The organism is Pseudomonas sp. FP215 (assembly GCF_030687795.1).
In the GTDB taxonomy this organism is placed as follows: Bacteria; Pseudomonadota; Gammaproteobacteria; order Pseudomonadales; family Pseudomonadaceae; genus Aquipseudomonas; species Aquipseudomonas salmasensis.
On sequence record NZ_CP117447.1, the window covers coordinates 54,968 to 73,499 of the forward strand.

Below are 18,532 nucleotides of genomic sequence, written 5' to 3' on the forward strand. Positions count from 1 at the left end.
GCCCAACGGCACTGGTCAGAAACCTCGCGCCTCGATACTGTATATAAAAACAGTATCGAGGCGTTTTCATGTCTACTGCGCTGCCGCCCCGTGGCCGGGGTACGGCCACCAACCTGCACAATCGCTTTGCACCCACCGTCAGCGTGGCCGAGGACGACGGCTGGTACCAGGAAGTGCCGCCGACCCAAGGCACCGAAGTGCGTATCGAAACGGCCAAGACCATCATCACCCGCAACAACTCCCCGGACTTGCCGTTTGATCGGTCCATCAACCCGTATCGCGGTTGTGAGCATGGTTGCATCTACTGCTATGCGCGGCCCAGCCATGCCTATTGGGACATGTCGCCCGGGCTGGACTTTGAAACCAAATTGATTGCCAAGAGCAACGCGGCCGATGTGCTGGAACAGCAGCTGTCCAAGCCGGGCTACGTGTGCGCGCCGATCAACCTGGGCTCCAATACCGATCCGTACCAGCCGATCGAGCGTGAATACCGGATTACCCGGCAAACCCTTGAAGTACTGCTGCGCTACCGCCACCCAGTGACCATCATCACCAAAGGCTCGCTGATCCTGCGCGACCTCGACCTGCTGACCGAGTTGGCCCGCCAGCACCTGGTAGCGGTGATGATCAGCCTCACCAGCCTGGACGATGAACTCAAGCGCATCCTGGAACCGCGCACGGCAGCGCCCAAGGCGCGGCTGCGGGCGATTCGGGTAATGCGCGATGCGGGTATCCCGGTGGGCGTGCTGTGCTCGCCGATGATCCCGATGATCAACGACAGCGAGTTGGAGAGCCTGCTTACCGAAGCTCACGCGGCCGGCGCACAAAGCGCGGCGTATATGATGCTGCGCCTGCCGTTGGAGGTGGCGCCGTTGTTCGAGGAGTGGCTGGCGGCCCATTACCCGCAGCGTGCGGCCCATGTGATGAGCCTGGTGCGCCAGGTACGCGGGGGGCAGGTGTATGACAGCCGGTTTGGCGTGCGCATGCGCGGTGAGGGGCCGTTTGCCGATTTGCTGGCGCAGCGTTTCACCAAGGCAATCAAACGCCTTGGGCTGAACCGGCGGGAAGGGTTCAACCTCGATTGCACAGCGTTTTGCCCACCGGGCAGGCAGATGGCTTTGTTGTAGACTGATGGGGAAACGTGCACCTTTGCTGTAGGAATAGTCGCGTTTTGACATCACTGAAACCCGCGTTCTAGAGCGGTTCATTCAGTTTGAGTTAAGTTTCGGCGGTTACCTTGTTCAGCGAGTGACTGATGAGTCGGCGGCTTGGCCGGTGTGTGTTTTACAACTATTTCACCGCCATGGCGTCGAACTGACCTGAACCCTCCCCTGCATTGATCAAGAGGATGAATCATGAGTGACAAGGATAAACAGCCGTTGGCTGCGTCGGCTTCAGCCCCTCAGGTGGCGGAATCCGCCGATGCAGCGCTGCAGCATATCGTTGACGGCTTTTTGCATTTCCATCACGACGTCTTCCCCCAGCAGGAAGAACTCTTCAAGAAACTCGCCACTGCCCAGAGCCCACGGGCAATGTTCATCACCTGCGCCGACTCGCGCATCGTGCCCGAGCTGATCACCCAAAGCTCCCCAGGCGACCTGTTCGTGACCCGTAACGTCGGTAACGTGGTGCCGCCCTACGGCCAGATGAACGGCGGTGTTTCCACGGCTATCGAATACGCGGTGCTCGCCCTTGGCGTACAGCACATCATCGTGTGCGGGCATTCGGACTGCGGCGCCATGCGTGCCGTGCTCAACCCCGACAGCCTGGAAAAGATGCCGACGGTCAAGGCCTGGCTGCGTCACGCCGAGGTCGCCAAGACCATGGTCCATGACAACTGCGACTGCGCCAACGAAGGCGAGAGCATGGCGGTGCTGACCGAAGAAAACGTCATCGCCCAGCTGCAACACTTGCGCACCCACCCTTCCGTGGCTTCGCGCATGGCCAATGGTCATTTGTTTATCCATGGTTGGATCTACAACATCGAGACCAGCGAAATACGGGCCTACGATGCGGACAAAGCGGCGTTCCGACCGCTGAACGGCACCGAGCCGATCCCTTCAGCGACGCCTAAAGCGCGCTTCTAAAACACTTCCCTGCCGGGTAATGCGGTGGCTGCCATGGATGCAGCCAGGCTTTACCGCGCCCGGCGAATGCCTCGGGAGAGTCATAATGCGTGCTGCTCAATTGAAAGCTGTATTGCCACGGGAGCTGCTCGCCTCGGTGGTTGTTTTTCTGGTCGCCTTGCCACTGTGCATGGGCATCGCGATTGCGTCCGGCATGCCGCCGGCCAAGGGCCTGATCACTGGCATCATCGGTGGCCTGGTGGTGGGCTGGCTGGCCGGTTCGCCGCTGCAGGTCAGCGGCCCGGCGGCAGGTCTGGCGGTGTTGGTGTTCGAACTGGTGCGCCAGCACGGCATGCTGATGCTGGGGCCGATCCTGTTGCTGGCCGGCTTCCTGCAACTGGTAGCTGGGCGTTTGCGCCTGGGCTGCTGGTTTCGCGTTACCGCCCCGGCGGTGGTCTACGGCATGTTGGCCGGGATTGGCGTGTTGATTGTGTTGTCGCAGATCCATGTGATGCTCGACGGCGCGCCCAAGCCGTCAGGGCTGGATAACCTGGCAGGCTTCCCGGCAGCGCTGGCTGAAGCGATTCCGACCTTCGGCGGCGGGCTCGGCTGGCAGGCTGGCGTACTCGGCTTGTCGACGATGTTGGTGATGTACCTGTGGGACAAATTCCGCCCGCAACCACTACGGTTTGTGCCCGGTGCGCTGCTTGGCGTGGGCCTGGCGACCGTCGCCAGCCTGGTGCTGGCGCTGCAGGTCAAGCGCGTGGAAGTCCCGGAAAACCTGGCGGACGCTATCGACTGGCTGCGCCCCAGCGACCTGCTGAACCTGGCGGATCCACAGCTGCTGATCGCGGCGTTCGCCGTGGCGTTTATTGCCAGTGCCGAAACCCTGCTGTCTGCCGCAGCGGTAGACCGCATGCACAGTGGTCAACGTTCCGATTTCGACAAGGAATTGTCGGCCCAAGGGGTGGGCAACATGCTTTGCGGCCTGGTGGGTGCATTGCCAATGACCGGTGTGATCGTACGCAGCTCGGCTAACGTCCAGGCCGGTGCTACCACGCGTCTGTCGGCGATGTTCCATGGCCTGTGGCTGCTGGGCTTCGTACTGTTGCTGTCGAGCGTGCTGCAAAGCATTCCGGTCGCGAGCCTGGCGGGTGTGCTGGTGTACACCGGCATCAAACTGGTAGACGTCAAGGCGTTCAAGGCGCTCGGGCGTTATGGGCGGATGCCGATGTTCACCTACGCGGCCACGGCGCTGGCAATCATTTTTACCGACTTGCTGACCGGCGTGCTGGTGGGCTTCGGGCTCACATTGCTCAAGTTGGCCTTCAAGGCTTCGCGCCTGAAAGTCAGCCTGATCGACCTGCCCCAGGAAGGTGAGATGGAGCTGCGTTTGACGGGGGCGGCGACCTTTCTGAAGGTGCCGGCGTTGACTCAGGTGCTGTCGGCTGTGCCTGCGGGGACCACCTTGCATGTGCCGCTGAGTAACTTGAGTTACATCGACCACTCTTGCCTGGAGTTGCTGGAAGAATGGGGCCGAGCCAATGCGGCCAAGGGTTCGACGTTGGTGATCGAGGCGCGTGGGTTGAAGCGTCGGTTGGAAGGTCGGGTGAGAACGACAGTGGGGATCGGCTCAGCGCCTGCCTGAACAGCACAACACCCGGTTCTTTGTAGGAGCGAGCTTGCTCGCGAAAAACCCTAACGATAACGCGTGCTTGCTGAATAAACGCGGCGTCTGTGAGTTTTTCGCGAGCAAGCTCGCTCCTACAAAAAGCGTGTCCAGCTCCCCTGTTGGAGCTGTGATTTATGCTGGCTGATCCAGTGTCAGCTCAACCCCGAGCTGGCGCGACAGGCACGGCCAGCGCTTCCAGGACGCTTCGGTCAGCGGGCTCTTGAGCTGTTCGCGATAGGCCTCGACCGACTCCAGCGCAAAGCTTTCCTCGTTAAGCATCTCATCCACCGCCAGGTGCACGGCTTCATCCAATTGGTTGGCGAAGTCTTCACCGATCAGTCGATGGGCGATCACGTTGGCCACGGTGGTATCCGCTGGAATCAGCGGCTTGCCGAAATGCTTGATGTACAGATCGTTCACTTCTTCGACCAGGCGATGCGCCAGGTAGGCCTCATCCAGCAGGCCATCAAGGCCGTCGTGGCCGGCCAGGATCGCGGGCGGCTGCAGGAAGAAATGTTCAGCGATTTTCAGTACCGGCTTGATCTGGCTTTCAATCCCGGCCTCACGGGCCACGTCATTGGCGGCGTCGAGCAAATCAGGAACCAGGTCGATGTAAGCGGTCACAAAACGCGTCATGACGATGTTGCGATCGCCCTCAGCCAGAGAAATGGCCGAGTGCAGGTGCGGCAATTGTTGTTCCAGCTGAATGGCAAGCTGGCCGGTGGTGGCTTCGTGTTGATGGGCACGGGAAATCTGCTCGCGCAATGCGGCGGTGTTCATGAGGGCTCCAGTGAAGCAGGCGTAGGAAAAGGGAAAAGACAAGGTAGTTCGTTTATACGAGCGCCTAAGACGCATTTGTCATAATTATTTCATGGTTATAGGGAGGGGTTATATCGAAATGCCATCGTTCGTCGGATAAACGATTCCGCCGCCCATTTTACGGGCTCCGTCTGTCTGTTTCTATTCATTTGCCCCCACACATTGCGGGGTTGCTACGGCTGTCTATACTCGATTTTGTACGCAATTAGCTGATGACGCCCAACTGCATGACGCAGGCAAGGCTTGGCGGTTGTAAGCAGTATGGAAGCCGCTCCCTTCGCCGCAGGTGCAAACCGGCGGGATAACAAGAAACATAAAGGGGAACCCGCAATGACGCGACATCCACACGTTTGGATGGGCCTCCTGTTGTGGTCGGTATTCGGCCAGGCGCACGCCGCCTGGACTACGAATATGGCGCCAGGGGCTACTGAAGTCAGCCACGCTGTGTTTGACCTGCACATGACCATTTTCTGGATCTGTGTGGTGATCGGCATCGTCGTGTTTGGCGCGATGTTCTGGTCGATGATCCTGCACCGCCGATCCACGGGCCAGGTAGCGGCCAAGTTCCACGAAAGCACCACCGTGGAAATCCTCTGGACGGTGGTGCCCTTGCTGATTCTGGTGGCCATGGCCATTCCGGCCACCAAGACCCTGATCAACATCTACGACAGCAGTGAATCGGATATCGATATCCAGGTCACCGGCTATCAGTGGAAGTGGCACTACAAATACCTGGGTCAGGATGTGGAGTTCTTCAGCAACCTGGCCACGCCCGCCGAGCAGATCCATAACCAGGCCACCAAGGGTGAACACTACCTGTTGGAAGTCGACCAGCCGCTGGTATTGCCGGTGGGCGCCAAGGTGCGCTTTCTGGTGACCGCCGCCGATGTGATCCACTCCTGGTGGGTGCCGGCCTTTGCGGTCAAGCGCGACGCCATCCCCGGCTTCGTCAACGAGGCCTGGACCCGCGTCGAGAAGCCCGGCATCTACCGTGGCCAGTGCGCCGAACTGTGTGGCAAGGACCATGGCTTCATGCCCATCGTGGTTGAGGTCAAGTCCAAGGCTGACTACGACACCTGGCTGGGCGAGCGCAAGGAGGAGGCGGCCAAGCTCAAGGAACTGACCTCCAAGGAGTGGACGCTGGACGAGCTGGTGGCCCGTGGCGACAAGGTCTACCACACCACCTGCGTGGCCTGTCACCAGGCTGAGGGCCAAGGCCTGCCACCGATGTTCCCAGCGCTCAAGGGCTCGAAAATCGCCACCGGGCCGGCCAAAGACCATCTGAGCATCGTGTATCACGGCAAGCCCGGCACCGCGATGGCAGCCTTCGGCAAGCAGCTCTCTGAAGTGGATATCGCCGCGGTGGTGACCTATGAGCGTAACGCCTGGGGCAATAACAAAGGCGACATGGTCACGCCCAAAGACGTGCTGGCTTTGAAACAGGCGGAAAGCAAATGACGACTTTCATTGCCAATGCCCTGAATCGCCCCGCTCACTCGCTTGCAGGAGAACGGCCATGAGCACTGTGATCGACCATGGTCATGCCGACCACGCCCATGGGCCCGCCAAAGGCTTGATGCGCTGGGTGCTGACCACCAACCACAAAGACATCGGCACCATGTACCTGTGGTTTGCCTTCACCATGTTCCTGCTCGGTGGCTCGTTTGCCATGGTGATCCGCGCCGAGCTGTTTCAGCCAGGCCTGCAGATCGTGCAACCGGCGTTCTTCAACCAGATGACCACCATGCACGGCCTGATCATGGTGTTCGGCGCGGTGATGCCGGCGTTTGTCGGCCTGGCCAACTGGATGATCCCACTGATGATCGGCGCGCCGGACATGGCCCTGCCGCGCATGAACAACTTCAGTTTCTGGCTGCTGCCGGCCGCGTTTCTGCTGCTGGTGTCTACCTTGTTCACACCCGGCGGTGGGCCGAATTTCGGTTGGACCTTCTATGCCCCGCTCTCCACCACCTATGCGCCGGAAAGCGTGACGTTCTTTATCTTTGCCATTCACCTGATGGGCATCAGTTCGATCATGGGTGCGATCAACGTGGTCGCCACCATCCTCAACCTGCGCGCGCCGGGCATGACCCTGATGAAGATGCCGCTGTTCGTGTGGACCTGGCTGATCACCGCGTTCCTGCTGATCGCGGTGATGCCGGTGCTGGCGGGTTGCGTGACCATGATGTTGATGGACATCCACTTTGGCACCAGCTTCTTCAGTGCGGCCGGTGGTGGTGATCCGGTGCTGTTCCAGCATGTGTTCTGGTTCTTCGGGCATCCCGAGGTGTACATCATGATCCTGCCGGCCTTTGGCGCCGTCAGCTCGATCATCCCGACCTTCTCGCGCAAGCCGCTGTTCGGTTACACCTCGATGGTCTACGCCACTGCGAGCATCGCGTTCCTGTCGTTCATCGTGTGGGCGCACCACATGTTCGTGGTGGGTATTCCGCTGGTGGGTGAGCTGTTCTTCATGTACGCCACCCTGCTGATCGCCGTGCCCACCGGGGTGAAGGTGTTCAATTGGGTCAGCACCATGTGGCAAGGCTCGCTGACGTTCGAGACGCCGATGTTGTTTGCGGTGGCCTTTGTGATCCTGTTCACCATCGGCGGTTTTTCCGGGCTGATGCTGGCGATTGCCCCGGCGGACTTCCAGTACCACGACACCTACTTCGTGGTGGCGCATTTCCATTACGTACTGGTGCCCGGCGCGATCTTCGGGATCTTCGCCTCGGCCTACTACTGGCTGCCGAAATGGACCGGCCACATGTACGACGAAACCTTGGGCAAGCTGCACTTCTGGTTGTCTTTCGTGGGCATGAACATGGCGTTCTTCCCCATGCACTTCGTAGGGCTGGCCGGTATGCCGCGGCGGGTGCCGGACTACAACCTGCAGTTCGCTGACTTCAACATGGTCTCGTCCATCGGGGCCTTCATGTTCGGCGCCACGCAGATCTTCTTCCTGTTCATTGTCATCAAGTGCATCCGTGGCGGCCCGCCTGCGCCGGCCAAGCCGTGGGATGGCGCCGAGGGCCTGGAATGGAGCGTGCCCTCGCCGGCGCCGTATCACACGTTTACAACGCCGCCGGAGGTCAAATGAACAGACTGTTGCGTTGCGAACCGGGTCAGTGTGGGAGCGGGCTTGCTCGCGAAAACGGTGTGTCAGTCAACGTTTTCGTTGGCTATGAAACCGCTTTCGCGAGCAAGCCCGCTCCCACATTGACCGAGTTCGGCTTGGGTGGGCGCCATGGCTGACTCCGTGCCGCTCAAGCGCCTGGTCACCCGCCTGCTGATCCTGGTGCTGGCGATGTTCGCCTTCGGCTTCGCCCTGGTGCCGATCTATGACGTGATGTGCAAGGCATTCGGCATCAACGGCAAGACCGCCGGGCAGTACGAAGGTGAGCAAAGGGTCGACCCCTCGCGCCAGGTGCGAGTGCAGTTCCTGTCCACCAACGCCATCGACATGGTCTGGGAATTTCATTCCAAGGCCGATGAGATTGTGGTCAACCCCGGTGCAGTCAACGAGATGCTGTTCGTGGCCTACAACCCCACCGATAAGCCGATGACCGCCCAGGCGATACCCAGTATTTCCCCGGCCGAAGCCGCGATGTACTTCCACAAGACCGAATGCTTTTGCTTCACCCAGCAAGTGTTGCAGCCCGGTGAGCGCATTGAGATGCCCGTACGTTTCATTGTCGACCGCGCGATGCCCAAGGATGTGAAGCATTTGACCCTGGCGTACACGCTGTTCGATATCACTGCGCGCCAGCCGCCCGTGGCCGTCAGGACCGGGGGCTAGCTACTGTTTGCCCCCTCAATCAGGAGAGCGAATACATGTCGACTCATGATACGTACTACGTACCAGCGCAAAGCAAATGGCCAATAATTGCCACGATTGGCCTGCTGGTCACCGTGTATGGCCTGGCCGTGTGGTTCAACGACTTGAAGGCCGCGCGCCCCGAATCCCACGGGCCGTGGATCTTTTTCGTGGGCGGTTTGCTGCTGGCCTACATGCTGTTTGGCTGGTTTGGCGCGGTGATCAAGGAGAGTCGCGCCGGGCTGTACAGTGCGCAGATGGACCGCTCGTTCCGCTGGGGCATGACCTGGTTCATCTTTTCGGAGGTGATGTTCTTCATCGCCTTTTTTGGTGCGCTGTTCTACGTGCGCGTCTGGGCTGGGCCTTGGTTGGCGGGCGAAGGGCCCAAGGGCATTGCCCATATGCTGTGGCCGAACTTTGAGTTTGCCTGGCCCCTGCTGAACAACCCCGACCCCAAGCTCTACCCAGCGCCCAAAGGCACCATCAGCCCCTGGGGCCTGCCCTTGGTGAACACCATCCTGCTGGTGAGTTCCAGCGTGACCATCACCATTGCCCACCATGCCCTGCGCAAAGGCCATCGTGGTGCACTGAAACTCTGGCTGGCGATCACCGTGCTGCTGGGCCTGGCGTTTCTTGGGTTCCAAGCTGAGGAATACATCCACGCCTACAAAGAGTTGGGCCTCACCCTGGGCTCAGGCGTGTACGGCGCCACGTTCTTCATGCTCACCGGCTTTCACGGCGCCCACGTGACCATCGGCACCATTATTTTGTTTGTGATGCTGATGCGCATCCTGCGTGGGCATTTCAATGCCGAGCACCAGTTCGGTTTTGAGGCGGCCAGTTGGTATTGGCACTTTGTGGACGTGGTATGGATCGGGCTGTTTTTCTTCGTGTATGTGCTGTGACGCCGCTTACCACGGCGCATGAGAGACCAGTTGGCCGCTGAAAAAGCCCCAGGCGATCAAGCCCACGGTGATCACGGCCAGCGTGACGCGCACGGTCAAGGCAGTGACGAGGCGGTTGGAGTTGCCCTCGTCCTTGACCAGGAAGAACAAGCCACTGAACAGGCTCACGACGGTCGCGATCAGCATCAGGGCAATGGCGGCTTTGAGCATGGTCTGGCTCCGGGCTTATTGAAGGAGGGGCGATGAGATCGAGTATAGCCAGTGCCCTGCAACGCTTTCGTCCGGGCATCGCGCCGACGCTGGTGGTGCTGGTGTTGCTGCCATTGATGGTGGGCCTGGGGTTCTGGCAACTGTCCCGTGGGCACGAAAAGCAACTGCTGGTAGACCGTTATGCCGAGCGCCGCGCGGCTGAGCCGGTCAGCAGTGCGCAACTCAATGACATGGCTGATCCGGCCTTCCGCCGCGTTCATCTTCGCGGGCAACTGGATGGCGAACACAGCGTATTGCTGGATAACCGCATGCGTGACGGCAAAGCCGGCGTCGAGTTGCTGCAACCCTTCCATGACCAGGCCAGCGGCCAGTGGCTGTTGCTCAATCGCGGCTGGCTGCCCTGGCCGGACCGGCGTATCGCGCCCGCCTTTACTACCCCTGAACAGACGCTGAACCTCGACGCCTGGGTGTACGTGGCCCCTGGCCAGACCTTCCAATTGCATGCCGACCCCGCCAGCACGCAGTGGCCGCGCCTGCTGACCGCGCTGCACCCCGCCGCGCTGTGGGACGAACTGGGGCGCAGTGGTTTTACTTATGAGCTGCGTGCCGAAGCGGGCCCCGGTACCTACGAAACCCACTGGCCCATCGTCGCCATGGGCCCGGAAAAACACCTGGCCTACGCCGTGCAATGGTTCGCCATGGCCGTGGCGTTGCTGGCGCTTTACCTCTACCTCGGATGGCATAACAAAAAGGAGAAGCCCCATGGGAGCGGCCATGAATCCACCCAGCACATCTGACACGCCTGATCGGCGCAAGGGTCGCTGGCAGCTGATTTTGATCCTGATGATGGTGATCGGCCCGATGGCGCTAGCCACCTTCATGTACAAATTGCAGTTCTGGGTGCCGGACAGCCGCAGCTACCACGGCGAACTGATCGGCAACGGCCAGACCCGCGCCGACATCGGTGTGCAGGCCGATGAACAGCGCTGGCAACTGCTGGTCACCGCCCCCACCGCCTGCGCTGCCGATTGCCAGCAACTGGTGTACCTGGCGCGTCAGCTGCAGATCAGCCTTGGCCGTGATGCGTCCCGTGCCAGCCATGCCCTGGCCGGCGCGCAACCTTTGAGCCGCGAATACGAGGCCAAGCTCAAAGCCGAATATCCACAACTGCAACGCTACCCGCTGGATGTGTCGACCTTTGCCAGGAACGCTGCCGCACCCGGCGATGCGCAACTGTGGATCGTCGACCCTCACGGCAATCTGGTGCTGCGCTATGACGCCAAGGTCAAGGGCAAGGACTTGCTCAACGACCTGCGCCTGCTGCTGAAACTGTCGAACATCGGATAAGGGCACCGTCATGGCCAAGCCTGGATTTCGCCTCGCGCTGTTTGCCACCTTGCTGGCGTTGTTTGTCGTACTGCTCGGCGCCTATACCCGCCTGACCCACGCCGGCCTCGGCTGCCCGGACTGGCCGGGTTGCTATGGCTTTATCAGCGTGCCGCAAAGCGAAGCCCAACTGGCCCATGCCGAGTTGCACTTTCCTGATACGCCGGTGGAGGCCGACAAAGGCTGGGCCGAGATGACCCATCGCTACTTCGCGGGCAGCCTGGGCCTGATGATCGCGCTGCTGGCGGCGCGTTCGTGGCGTCATCGGCGTGATCCGGGCCAGCCAGTGAAGCTGCCGCTGTTCCTGCTGGCGGTGGTATTCGCCCAGGCGGCGTTTGGCATGTGGACCGTGACCTTGAAGCTCTGGCCGCAAGTGGTCACGGGGCATCTTTTGGGCGGCTTTGCGACCTTGAGCCTGCTGTTTCTGCTGACGCTGCGGCTGTCTGGTGTACTGCCGGCGTTGGTTGTGCCCAAGCGCCTGCAATATTGGGCAACGGCGGGCCTGGTGCTGGTGATCGGGCAGATCGCCCTGGGCGGCTGGGTCAGTTCCAACTACGCAGCGGTGGCCTGTGTCGATTTGCCTACCTGCCATGGTCAGTGGTGGCCGACGGCGGACTTTGCCAATGGCTTTCACCTGACCCAGCACATCGGCCCCAATTACCTGGGCGGGCAGCTCGACAGCGAGGCGCGCACTGCTATCCACCTGACGCATCGCATCGGCGCCGTACTGGTCACGCTGGTGTTGCTCGGCTTGGCCTGGCAACTGCGGGCAGTGGGGATGACGCGCCTGGCCGGCCTGCTGTTGATCGCCCTGGCCGCGCAAATCTGCCTGGGGCTGAGCAATGTGGCGTTCGGCCTGCCGTTGCCGGTGGCAGTCGCGCATAACGCCGGCGGGGCAGCGTTGTTGATGACGCTGGTGCTGATCAATTACCACGCGCGCACCAGCCTGGTTCGGGTGCGTCACCCGCGTCTGTTCGGCTGGCGTTTTATCCTGCGCAAACAGGGGGCGGGCCTGATGACTCTTAAAGGAGAACTGCCATGGCGACCGTGATCGGCGCACGTCGCGACCGGGCGATCTGGCGTGACTATCTGGAGCTGACCAAGCCCAAAGTGGTGGTGCTGATGCTGATCACCTCGCTGGTGGGCATGTTCCTCGCCACCCGCGCCGGGGTGCCCTGGACCGTGCTGGTGTTCGGCAACCTTGGCATTGCCCTGTGTGCCGGCGGCGCGGCGGCGGTGAACCATGTGGTCGATCGACGGATTGATGCCGTGATGGCGCGCACTCACAAACGACCGATGGCTGAGGGGCGTGTCTCGCCGATGGCCGCGTTAGCGTTTGCGTTGTTCCTGGCGATTGCAGGGTTGGCCCTGCTGCTGGCGTTCACCAACCCGCTGGCGGCCTGGCTGACCTTGGCTTCGCTGCTGGGTTATGCGGTGATCTACACCGGCTTTCTCAAGCGAGCGACGCCGCAGAATATCGTCATCGGCGGTCTGGCCGGTGCGGCGCCGCCGCTGCTGGGCTGGGTGGCTGTCACCGGGCATGTGAGTGCCGAACCCTTGCTGCTGGTGCTGATCATCTTCGCCTGGACCCCGCCACATTTCTGGGCCCTGGCCATTCACCGCAAAGAGGAATACGCCAAGGCCGACATCCCGATGCTGCCGGTCACCCATGGCGAGCACTACACCAAGGTGCATATCCTGCTGTACACCTTCGCCCTGCTGGCGGTGAGCCTGATGCCCTACGTTATCCACATGAGCGGGCTGCTCTATCTGGGCTGTGCGCTGGTATTGGGTGCGCGCTTTCTGCAATGGGCCTGGGTGTTGTACCGTGGCAGCCAGCCGCACGCGGCGATCAACACGTTCAAGTACTCTATCTGGTACTTGCTGTTGCTCTTTATCGCCCTGCTCGTAGACCACTACTTATTGTTGAACCTATGACTCGAACTCAAAAAACCGTCTTCATCCTCGTGGCCCTGGTGGCGTTGATCATGGGCCTGACCGTCAACAAAGTGCTCTCGGGCAAAGGCCAGGGCGATCCCACCGCGCTGATCGACGCGGGCATCATTCTGCTGCCACAAAGCCGTCAGTTGCCGGCGGTGACGATGACCGACCAGGAAGGCCAGCCGGTGCTGGTCAATGAGTTGAAGGGCAAATGGAGCCTGCTGTTTTTTGGCTACACCTTCTGCCCGGATATCTGCCCGACCACCCTCGCCCAGCTTCGCCAGATCAAGAGCGAACTGCCTAAAGAGGCTGTGGATAAGTTGCAGGTGATCCTGGTCAGCGTCGATCCGCACCGCGATACCCCGGTGCAGCTAAAGCAGTACCTGGGTTACTTCGACCCACAGTTCCAAGGCCTGACGGGCGCGAACGTAGAGGATGTGCAGAAGGTTTCGAATGCGGTGAGCATTCCCTTCATTCCGGCGGATACCACTAAGCCGAACTACACCGTCGACCACAGCGGCAACCTGGCACTGATCGGCCCGGATGGTACCCAGCGTGGGTTTATTCGTGCGCCGTTGAACAACCAGAAGCTGGTGGCGCAGTTGCCGGGGCTGCTGCAGCGCAAATAGCAGCCACATAAAGCCGATTTTGTAGGAGCGAGCTTGCTCGCGAAGAGCTCACAGGCGCCGCGTTTATTCAAGCAGCGCGCGTTATCGTTGACGTTTTCGCGAGCAAGCTCGCTCCTACAGATCGGGTTGGGTCAAAACGCCGGCTTGATCGCGCCTTTGTACTTCTCTTCGATGAATTTCTTCACTTCAGGCGTGTGCAGGGCTGCAACCAGCTTCTTCACCGCGTCCGCATCCTTGTTGTCTTCGCGGGTTACCAGGATGTTCACGTAAGGCGAATCGCTGCCTTCGATCACCAGAGCATCCTTGGACGGGTCCAGCTTGGCTTCCAGGGCGTAGTTGGTGTTGATCAGCGCCAGGTCGACCTGGGTCAGCACGCGCGGCAGGGTGGCGGCTTCCAGTTCGCGGAACTTGAGTTTTTTATCGTTGCCGGTGATGTCCTTGATGGTCGACAGGATGTTGGTCGGGTCCTTCAGGGTGATCAGGCCGTTCTTGGCCAGCAGCAGCAAGGCACGGCCGCCGTTGGTGGCGTCGTTCGGGATCACCACATTGGCGCCGTCAGGCAGGTCGGCCAGTTTTTTGTACTTGCTGGAGTAAGCGCCCAGCGGTTCCAGGTGCACGGCGCCGACGCTCACCAGGTGAGTGCCTTTGGCCTTGTTGAATTCATCCAGGTACGGCTGGTGCTGGAAGAAGTTGGCATCCAGGCGCTTTTCAGCCACCTGTACGTTCGGCTGCACATAGTCGGTGAAGACTTTGACCTTCAGGTCCACGCCTTCTTTGGCCAGGGCAGGCTTCACGAATTCGAGGATTTCGGCGTGAGGCACCGGCGAAGCAGCGACCGTAATGGTCTCGGCGTGGGCGGAAAACGCAGCCACGGCGGCGAAAGCAACCAGTAGTTTTTTCATCCAGCAAGCTCCTTGTTCGGGCATCTGCCGGCTGTGTGCCGGCAATGGCCGTTATTTACGAGAAAAGTGCACCACCAGCCGGTCGCCGACGGTTTGCAGAATTTGCACCAGGATCACCAACATCACCACGGTGACCACCATTACATTGTCTTGGAAACGCTGGTAACCGAAACGGATCGCCAGGTCGCCCAGGCCACCGGCACCGACCACGCCTGCCATCGCCGTGTAGGAAACCAGTGTAATCGCCGTTACGGTAATTGCAGCAAAAATGCCGGGGCGTGCTTCGGGCAGCAAGGCGCTGGTGATGATCTGGCGCGTGCTAGCGCCCATCGACTGCGTGGCCTCGATGATGCCGCGGTCCACTTCACGCAGGGCGGTTTCCACCAGGCGCGCAAAGAACGGTGTGGCGCCGATAACCAGCGGCGGAATCGCGCCCGCAACGCCCAGCGAGGTGGGCTCGTCCATGTATATGCCAGTGATCAGTTTGGTTAGTGGAATCATCACGATCAGCAGGATGATGAACGGCAGCGAACGCAGGATGTTTACGATCAGCGACAGAAAGGCGTACAAGCCTTTCTGCTCGAACAGCTGACGTGGACTGGTCAAAAACAGCAGCACACCCATGGGTAGTCCCAGCACTACCGTGAAGAACAGCGAGCCGAACAGCATGGTCATGGTATCGCCGGTGGCGAACCAGATTTCAGACCAGTCGATGTCAGCGAAGAAATTCAGGAGCAGGTCCATCAGCGCAGCACCTCCATGTGAACGTCGGCGGCGGTGAAGCGTGCAAACGCGGCTTCCATGTCACCGCCGGTGACGGCGAGGGTCAGTTGCCCGTAAGGGATGTCTTTGATGCGGTCGATACGACCGGCAAGGATGCTGTAGTCCACCCCGGTTTCCCTGGCGACGGTACCCAGCAATGGCGCGTAGGTCGCGTCCCCTTGGAACGTCAGGCGCACGATACGGCCTGGCACATGGGCAAAGTCGTCGCGCTGCTCGCCTTCGTCCACTTGTTCATCTTCTTGTACGAAGCGTTTGGTGGTCGGGTGTTTGGGATGCAGGAACACGTCGGCCACCGAGCCTTGCTCGACGATCACCCCGGCGTCCATCACCGCGACCTGGTCGCATACGCGGCGGATCACGTCCATTTCATGGGTGATCAACACGATGGTCAGGTTCAGCTCGCGGTTGATCTCGGCCAGCAATTGCAGGACCGACGCCGTGGTTTGCGGGTCGAGGGCGCTGGTGGCTTCGTCGCACAGCAGGATTTTTGGCTTGGTCGCCAGGGCGCGGGCAATGCCGACGCGCTGTTTCTGGCCGCCGGACAACTGCGCCGGGTACTTCTTGGCGTGGTCCGACAGGCCGACGCGGGCGAGCAGTTCAGCCACACGCTGGTCGATTTCCTTGCGCGACAGTTCGCCGGCCAGGGTCAGCGGCAGCGCGACGTTGTCGGCGACGGTCTTGGACGCCAGCAGGTTGAAATGCTGGAAGATCATGCCGACCTGCTGGCGAAAGCGCCGCAGGCCGTTGGCGTCCAGGGCGGTGACTTCTTCGCCGTCCACCTTGATCTGGCCGCCACTGGGCTCTTCCAGGCGGTTGATCAGGCGCAGCAGGGTGCTTTTACCGGCACCCGAGTGGCCAATCAGGCCAAACACCTGGCCGTTCTCGACGCGCAGGCTGGTGGGGTGCAGGGCGGGAATATCCTTACCGGCGACGCGGTAGGTTTTATGAACGTTTTGAAACTCGATCACGTAGCGAACCTTGTGGGGCGCATTGAAAAGGGATCAGCGGTTAGCCGGGCGCGCATTTTAGCCTGTCCGTATAGCGTTTCTTAGCATTTATTTCGTATTCATCCAGTCATTTGGCAATAACGCGATCAAAGGTCATAAAAAAGGAACGGTGCAAAACAGCGTCAGTCACTACTTAAGCAACTCGATTTCCCAGGTGCCGTGCCTGGGGTTTTGCTCAAACGAGCCGGGGACCGCTCTGGCCACTTTGAATAAGGAGTTTTGACTGATGAGTACCAAGAAGCCAGCCACCCCGCCCAAGAGTGAACTTGCGGGTACCGATACCCTGGACCGTGGCAACACCAACGCCAAACTGCAGGCGTTGGAAGAATTCCGTTCCGATGCGACCGGCCAGGCCCTGCGCACTAATCAGGGCGTGAAGATTTCCGATAACCAGAACAGCCTGAAAGTCGGCGCTCGTGGCCCGTCGCTGCTCGAAGACTTCATCATGCGTGAAAAGATCACGCACTTCGACCATGAGCGCATCCCGGAGCGCATCGTGCATGCCCGTGGTACGGGCGCCCATGGCTATTTCCAGAGTTACGGCGACCATTCGGCGCTGACCAAGGCAGGTTTCCTGCGCACGGCTGAGCATAAAACCCCAGTGTTCGCGCGTTTTTCCACGGTGCAGGGCCCGCGCGGTTCCGGTGATACCGTGCGCGACGTTCGCGGGTTTGCCGTGAAGTTCTTCACCGACGAAGGCAACTTCGACCTGGTGGGCAACAACATGCCGGTGTTTTTCATCCAGGATGCGATCAAATTTCCAGACTTCGTCCACGCGGTGAAACCCGAGCCTCATAACGAGATTCCTACCGGCGGTTCGGCCCACGATACCTTCTGGGACTTTGTCTCGCTGCAACCGGAATCCGCGCACATGGTCATCTGGGCCATGTCCGACCGCGCCATTCCAAAAAGCCTGCGCGCCATGCAGGGCTTTGGGGTGCACACCTTCCGGTTGATCAATACCGAAGGTAAGTCCAGCTTCGTGAAATTCCACTGGCGTCCGAAAGTCGGCACCTGCTCCCTGGTATGGGATGAGGCGCAAAAGCTGGCCGGTAAAGATACTGACTACCACCGTCGTGACCTGTGGGAAGCGATTGAAAGCGGCGATTACCCCGAGTGGGAGTTGGGCGTGCAGATCGTGGCCGAAGAAGACGAGCATAAGTTCGATTTCGACTTGCTCGACCCGACCAAGATCATTCCCGAAGAGCTGGTACCGATCACACCGCTGGGCAAAATGGTGCTCAACCGTAACCCGGACAACTTCTTCGCTGAAGTCGAGCAGGTTGCGTTCTGCCCGGGTCACATCGTGCCGGGCATCGACTTCACCAACGACCCGTTGCTGCAAGGGCGTCTGTTTTCCTACACCGATACCCAGATCAGCCGACTGGGCGGGCCGAACTTTCATGAGATTCCAATCAACCGGCCTGTCGTGCCTTTCCATAACGGCCAGCGCGACGCTCAGCATCGCACTGTGATTGATAAGGGCCGTGCGTCCTACGAACCAAACTCCATTGATGGTGGCTGGCCGAAGGAAACCCCTGCCGGTCCTACCGATGGTGGCTTTGAGTCCTACTACGAGCGCGTCGATGCCAACAAAGTGCGTGAGCGCAGCGAATCCTTCGGTGACCATTTCTGCCAGGCCACGCTGTTCTACAACAGCATGAGCCACCACGAGAAAGAGCACATTATCGCGGCCTACAGCTTTGAGCTGGGTAAGGTGGAGCGCGAGTTCATTCGTGCGCGCCAGGTCAACGAGATCCTGGCCAATATCGATCTGGAGCTGGCCAAGCGCGTTGCGCAGAACCTGGGCTTGCCAGCGCCAACCAAGGGCACGGTGCCTGCCCGTGAAACGTCGTTGAAAGAGTCGCCAGCCTTGAGCCAGGTGAACTTGCTATCGGGCGATATTAAAACGCGCAAAGTGGCGATTCTGGCAGCCAACGGCGTTGATGGTGCGGCCATTGACGCGCTAAAAGCCGCGCTGGAAGCAGAAGGCGCTCATGCAAAGTTGTTGGGGCCTACTTCGGCGCCTGTGACCACCGCGCAGGGCAAGACGCTGCCGGTCGACGCCTCGATGGAAGGCATGCCGTCCATTGCCTTCGACGCAGTGTTTATCCCAGGCGGCAAGGAGTCGGTGAAAGCGCTGAGCGGTGATGGTGTGGCGTTGCATTACGTACTGGAAGCCTACAAACACCTGAAGGCGATTGCGGTAGCCAGTGATGTGAAACCCTTGCTGGATCTGCTGAAACTGGAGGCGGATGCAGGGTTGATCGTGGGCGCGGATGCCAAGGCGTTCAAGGCCTTCTTTGCGGCGATTGCCCAGCATCGAGTGTGGGAGCGTGAGCCGAAATCCAAGGCGATTCCGGCTTAAATTAACGGTTGTTTGTTAGGTCGTCAT

Annotated in this window: 18 protein-coding genes; 13 read left to right on the plus strand and 5 right to left on the minus strand. The window is 60.3% G+C overall.

Going from position 1 to position 18,532, the window contains the following annotated elements:
• Window positions 1-68: 68 nt before the first annotated feature.
• The 3 genes from PSH76_RS00265 (at window position 69) to PSH76_RS00275 (ending at window position 3,714) form a co-directional block, all read left to right on the plus strand.
• On the plus strand, window positions 69-1,127 hold the full coding sequence (locus PSH76_RS00265; RefSeq protein ID WP_278918014.1) for a PA0069 family radical SAM protein: 1,059 nt from the start codon (window positions 69-71) through the stop codon (window positions 1,125-1,127).
• Between the two features lie 228 nt (window positions 1,128-1,355).
• Entirely contained in the window at window positions 1,356-2,087 is a 732-nt protein-coding gene (locus PSH76_RS00270; protein ID WP_003187331.1) for a carbonic anhydrase, read from the plus strand.
• A gap of 85 nt (window positions 2,088-2,172) precedes the next feature.
• Window positions 2,173-3,714: a SulP family inorganic anion transporter gene (locus PSH76_RS00275; RefSeq protein ID WP_032894330.1), complete on the plus strand. Its 1,542-nt coding sequence runs from the start codon at window positions 2,173-2,175 to the stop codon at window positions 3,712-3,714.
• 156 nt (window positions 3,715-3,870) lie between these two features.
• Here PSH76_RS00275 and PSH76_RS00280 read toward each other — a convergent pair whose 3' ends face one another.
• Window positions 3,871-4,518 carry a hypothetical protein gene (locus PSH76_RS00280; protein WP_305493415.1) on the minus strand — a complete coding sequence of 216 codons (648 nt, stop codon included), beginning with the start codon at window positions 4,516-4,518 and terminating at the stop codon, window positions 3,871-3,873.
• A 369-nt stretch (window positions 4,519-4,887) separates the two neighbouring features.
• Here PSH76_RS00280 and coxB point away from each other — a divergent pair, with 369 nt between their 5' ends.
• The 4 genes from coxB to PSH76_RS00300 all read left to right on the plus strand — a co-directional run bounded on the left by coxB (window position 4,888) and on the right by PSH76_RS00300 (window position 9,279).
• Window positions 4,888-6,015: a cytochrome c oxidase subunit II gene (gene coxB / locus PSH76_RS00285; protein WP_032894328.1), complete on the plus strand. Its 1,128-nt coding sequence runs from the start codon at window positions 4,888-4,890 to the stop codon at window positions 6,013-6,015.
• A gap of 58 nt (window positions 6,016-6,073) precedes the next feature.
• Entirely contained in the window at window positions 6,074-7,657 is a 1,584-nt protein-coding gene (gene ctaD, locus PSH76_RS00290; protein WP_003187339.1) for a cytochrome c oxidase subunit I, read from the plus strand.
• Between the two features lie 147 nt (window positions 7,658-7,804).
• On the plus strand, window positions 7,805-8,356 hold the full coding sequence (locus PSH76_RS00295) for a cytochrome c oxidase assembly protein (RefSeq protein ID WP_044270262.1): 552 nt from the start codon (window positions 7,805-7,807) through the stop codon (window positions 8,354-8,356).
• 35 nt (window positions 8,357-8,391) lie between these two features.
• On the plus strand, window positions 8,392-9,279 hold the full coding sequence (locus tag PSH76_RS00300) for a cytochrome c oxidase subunit 3 (RefSeq protein ID WP_003187344.1): 888 nt from the start codon (window positions 8,392-8,394) through the stop codon (window positions 9,277-9,279).
• A gap of 6 nt (window positions 9,280-9,285) precedes the next feature.
• On the opposite strand, the gene PSH76_RS00305 is transcribed toward PSH76_RS00300, so the two are convergent.
• Window positions 9,286-9,489 (minus strand): twin transmembrane helix small protein, encoded by a 204-nt coding sequence (locus PSH76_RS00305; protein WP_003187345.1) that lies wholly within the window; start codon window positions 9,487-9,489, stop codon window positions 9,286-9,288.
• A 32-nt stretch (window positions 9,490-9,521) separates the two neighbouring features.
• On the opposite strand from PSH76_RS00305, the gene PSH76_RS00310 reads away from it, so the two are divergent.
• The 5 genes from PSH76_RS00310 to PSH76_RS00330 are packed head-to-tail and all read left to right on the plus strand — an operon-like array spanning window position 9,522 to window position 13,445.
• Window positions 9,522-10,286, plus strand: a complete 765-nt coding sequence (locus tag PSH76_RS00310) for an SURF1 family protein (protein ID WP_305493416.1) — start codon at window positions 9,522-9,524, stop codon at window positions 10,284-10,286.
• Complete coding sequence (locus PSH76_RS00315; RefSeq protein ID WP_044270269.1) at window positions 10,252-10,836, plus strand: hypothetical protein; 585 nt, start codon at window positions 10,252-10,254, stop codon at window positions 10,834-10,836. The genes PSH76_RS00310 and PSH76_RS00315 overlap by 35 nt, the downstream gene beginning before the upstream one ends.
• A 10-nt stretch (window positions 10,837-10,846) precedes the next feature.
• On the plus strand, window positions 10,847-11,926 hold the full coding sequence (locus tag PSH76_RS00320; protein WP_032894323.1) for a heme A synthase: 1,080 nt from the start codon (window positions 10,847-10,849) through the stop codon (window positions 11,924-11,926).
• Window positions 11,914-12,813 carry a heme o synthase gene (cyoE, locus tag PSH76_RS00325; RefSeq protein ID WP_044270274.1) on the plus strand — a complete coding sequence of 300 codons (900 nt, stop codon included), beginning with the start codon at window positions 11,914-11,916 and terminating at the stop codon, window positions 12,811-12,813. The genes PSH76_RS00320 and cyoE overlap by 13 nt, the downstream gene beginning before the upstream one ends.
• The gene (locus PSH76_RS00330) at window positions 12,810-13,445 is read left to right on the plus strand and encodes an SCO family protein (RefSeq protein ID WP_305493417.1); all 636 of its coding nucleotides are present in this window, start codon (window positions 12,810-12,812) and stop codon (window positions 13,443-13,445) included. The genes cyoE and PSH76_RS00330 overlap by 4 nt, the downstream gene beginning before the upstream one ends.
• Before the next feature lie 131 nt (window positions 13,446-13,576).
• Here PSH76_RS00330 and PSH76_RS00335 read toward each other — a convergent pair whose 3' ends face one another.
• From PSH76_RS00335 to PSH76_RS00345, 3 genes are read right to left on the minus strand one after another with little or no spacing between them, the layout of a single operon-like run.
• A complete protein-coding gene (locus PSH76_RS00335) occupies window positions 13,577-14,347 on the minus strand; it encodes a MetQ/NlpA family ABC transporter substrate-binding protein (RefSeq protein ID WP_047712804.1) in 771 nt (256 codons plus the stop codon).
• Window positions 14,348-14,398: 51 nt separating this feature from the next.
• Window positions 14,399-15,091 (minus strand): methionine ABC transporter permease, encoded by a 693-nt coding sequence (locus PSH76_RS00340; RefSeq protein WP_020301408.1) that lies wholly within the window; start codon window positions 15,089-15,091, stop codon window positions 14,399-14,401.
• Window positions 15,091-16,098 (minus strand): methionine ABC transporter ATP-binding protein, encoded by a 1,008-nt coding sequence (locus PSH76_RS00345; protein ID WP_032894317.1) that lies wholly within the window; start codon window positions 16,096-16,098, stop codon window positions 15,091-15,093. The genes PSH76_RS00340 and PSH76_RS00345 overlap by 1 nt, the downstream gene beginning before the upstream one ends.
• Before the next feature lie 265 nt (window positions 16,099-16,363).
• Between PSH76_RS00345 and katE the strand changes: the two genes are divergently transcribed.
• The gene (gene katE / locus PSH76_RS00350) at window positions 16,364-18,505 is read left to right on the plus strand and encodes a catalase HPII (protein ID WP_305493418.1); all 2,142 of its coding nucleotides are present in this window, start codon (window positions 16,364-16,366) and stop codon (window positions 18,503-18,505) included.
• The last annotated feature ends 27 nt before the right edge of the window (window positions 18,506-18,532 follow it).

Excerpts from the sequence above, each read along its gene's own strand:
- PSH76_RS00270 (WP_003187331.1), top strand. The coding sequence starts at position 1,356 with ATGAGTGACAAGGATAAACAGCCGTTGGCTGCGTCGGCTTCAGCCCCT.
- PSH76_RS00300 (WP_003187344.1), top strand. The coding sequence starts at position 8,392 with ATGTCGACTCATGATACGTACTACGTACCAGCGCAAAGCAAATGGCCA.
- PSH76_RS00305 (WP_003187345.1), bottom strand. The coding sequence starts at position 9,489 with ATGCTCAAAGCCGCCATTGCCCTGATGCTGATCGCGACCGTCGTGAGC.
- PSH76_RS00315 (WP_044270269.1), top strand. The coding sequence starts at position 10,252 with ATGGGAGCGGCCATGAATCCACCCAGCACATCTGACACGCCTGATCGG.
- PSH76_RS00275 (WP_032894330.1), top strand. The coding sequence starts at position 2,173 with ATGCGTGCTGCTCAATTGAAAGCTGTATTGCCACGGGAGCTGCTCGCC.
- PSH76_RS00265 (WP_278918014.1), top strand. The coding sequence starts at position 69 with ATGTCTACTGCGCTGCCGCCCCGTGGCCGGGGTACGGCCACCAACCTG.
- PSH76_RS00320 (WP_032894323.1), top strand. The coding sequence starts at position 10,847 with ATGGCCAAGCCTGGATTTCGCCTCGCGCTGTTTGCCACCTTGCTGGCG.
- ctaD (WP_003187339.1), top strand. The coding sequence starts at position 6,074 with ATGAGCACTGTGATCGACCATGGTCATGCCGACCACGCCCATGGGCCC.
- PSH76_RS00330 (WP_305493417.1), top strand. The coding sequence starts at position 12,810 with ATGACTCGAACTCAAAAAACCGTCTTCATCCTCGTGGCCCTGGTGGCG.
- PSH76_RS00280 (WP_305493415.1), bottom strand. The coding sequence starts at position 4,518 with ATGAACACCGCCGCATTGCGCGAGCAGATTTCCCGTGCCCATCAACAC.
- coxB (WP_032894328.1), top strand. The coding sequence starts at position 4,888 with ATGACGCGACATCCACACGTTTGGATGGGCCTCCTGTTGTGGTCGGTA.
- PSH76_RS00340 (WP_020301408.1), bottom strand. The coding sequence starts at position 15,091 with ATGGACCTGCTCCTGAATTTCTTCGCTGACATCGACTGGTCTGAAATC.
- PSH76_RS00310 (WP_305493416.1), top strand. The coding sequence starts at position 9,522 with ATGAGATCGAGTATAGCCAGTGCCCTGCAACGCTTTCGTCCGGGCATC.
- cyoE (WP_044270274.1), top strand. The coding sequence starts at position 11,914 with ATGGCGACCGTGATCGGCGCACGTCGCGACCGGGCGATCTGGCGTGAC.
- katE (WP_305493418.1), top strand. The coding sequence starts at position 16,364 with ATGAGTACCAAGAAGCCAGCCACCCCGCCCAAGAGTGAACTTGCGGGT.
- PSH76_RS00335 (WP_047712804.1), bottom strand. The coding sequence starts at position 14,347 with ATGAAAAAACTACTGGTTGCTTTCGCCGCCGTGGCTGCGTTTTCCGCC.
- PSH76_RS00295 (WP_044270262.1), top strand. The coding sequence starts at position 7,805 with ATGGCTGACTCCGTGCCGCTCAAGCGCCTGGTCACCCGCCTGCTGATC.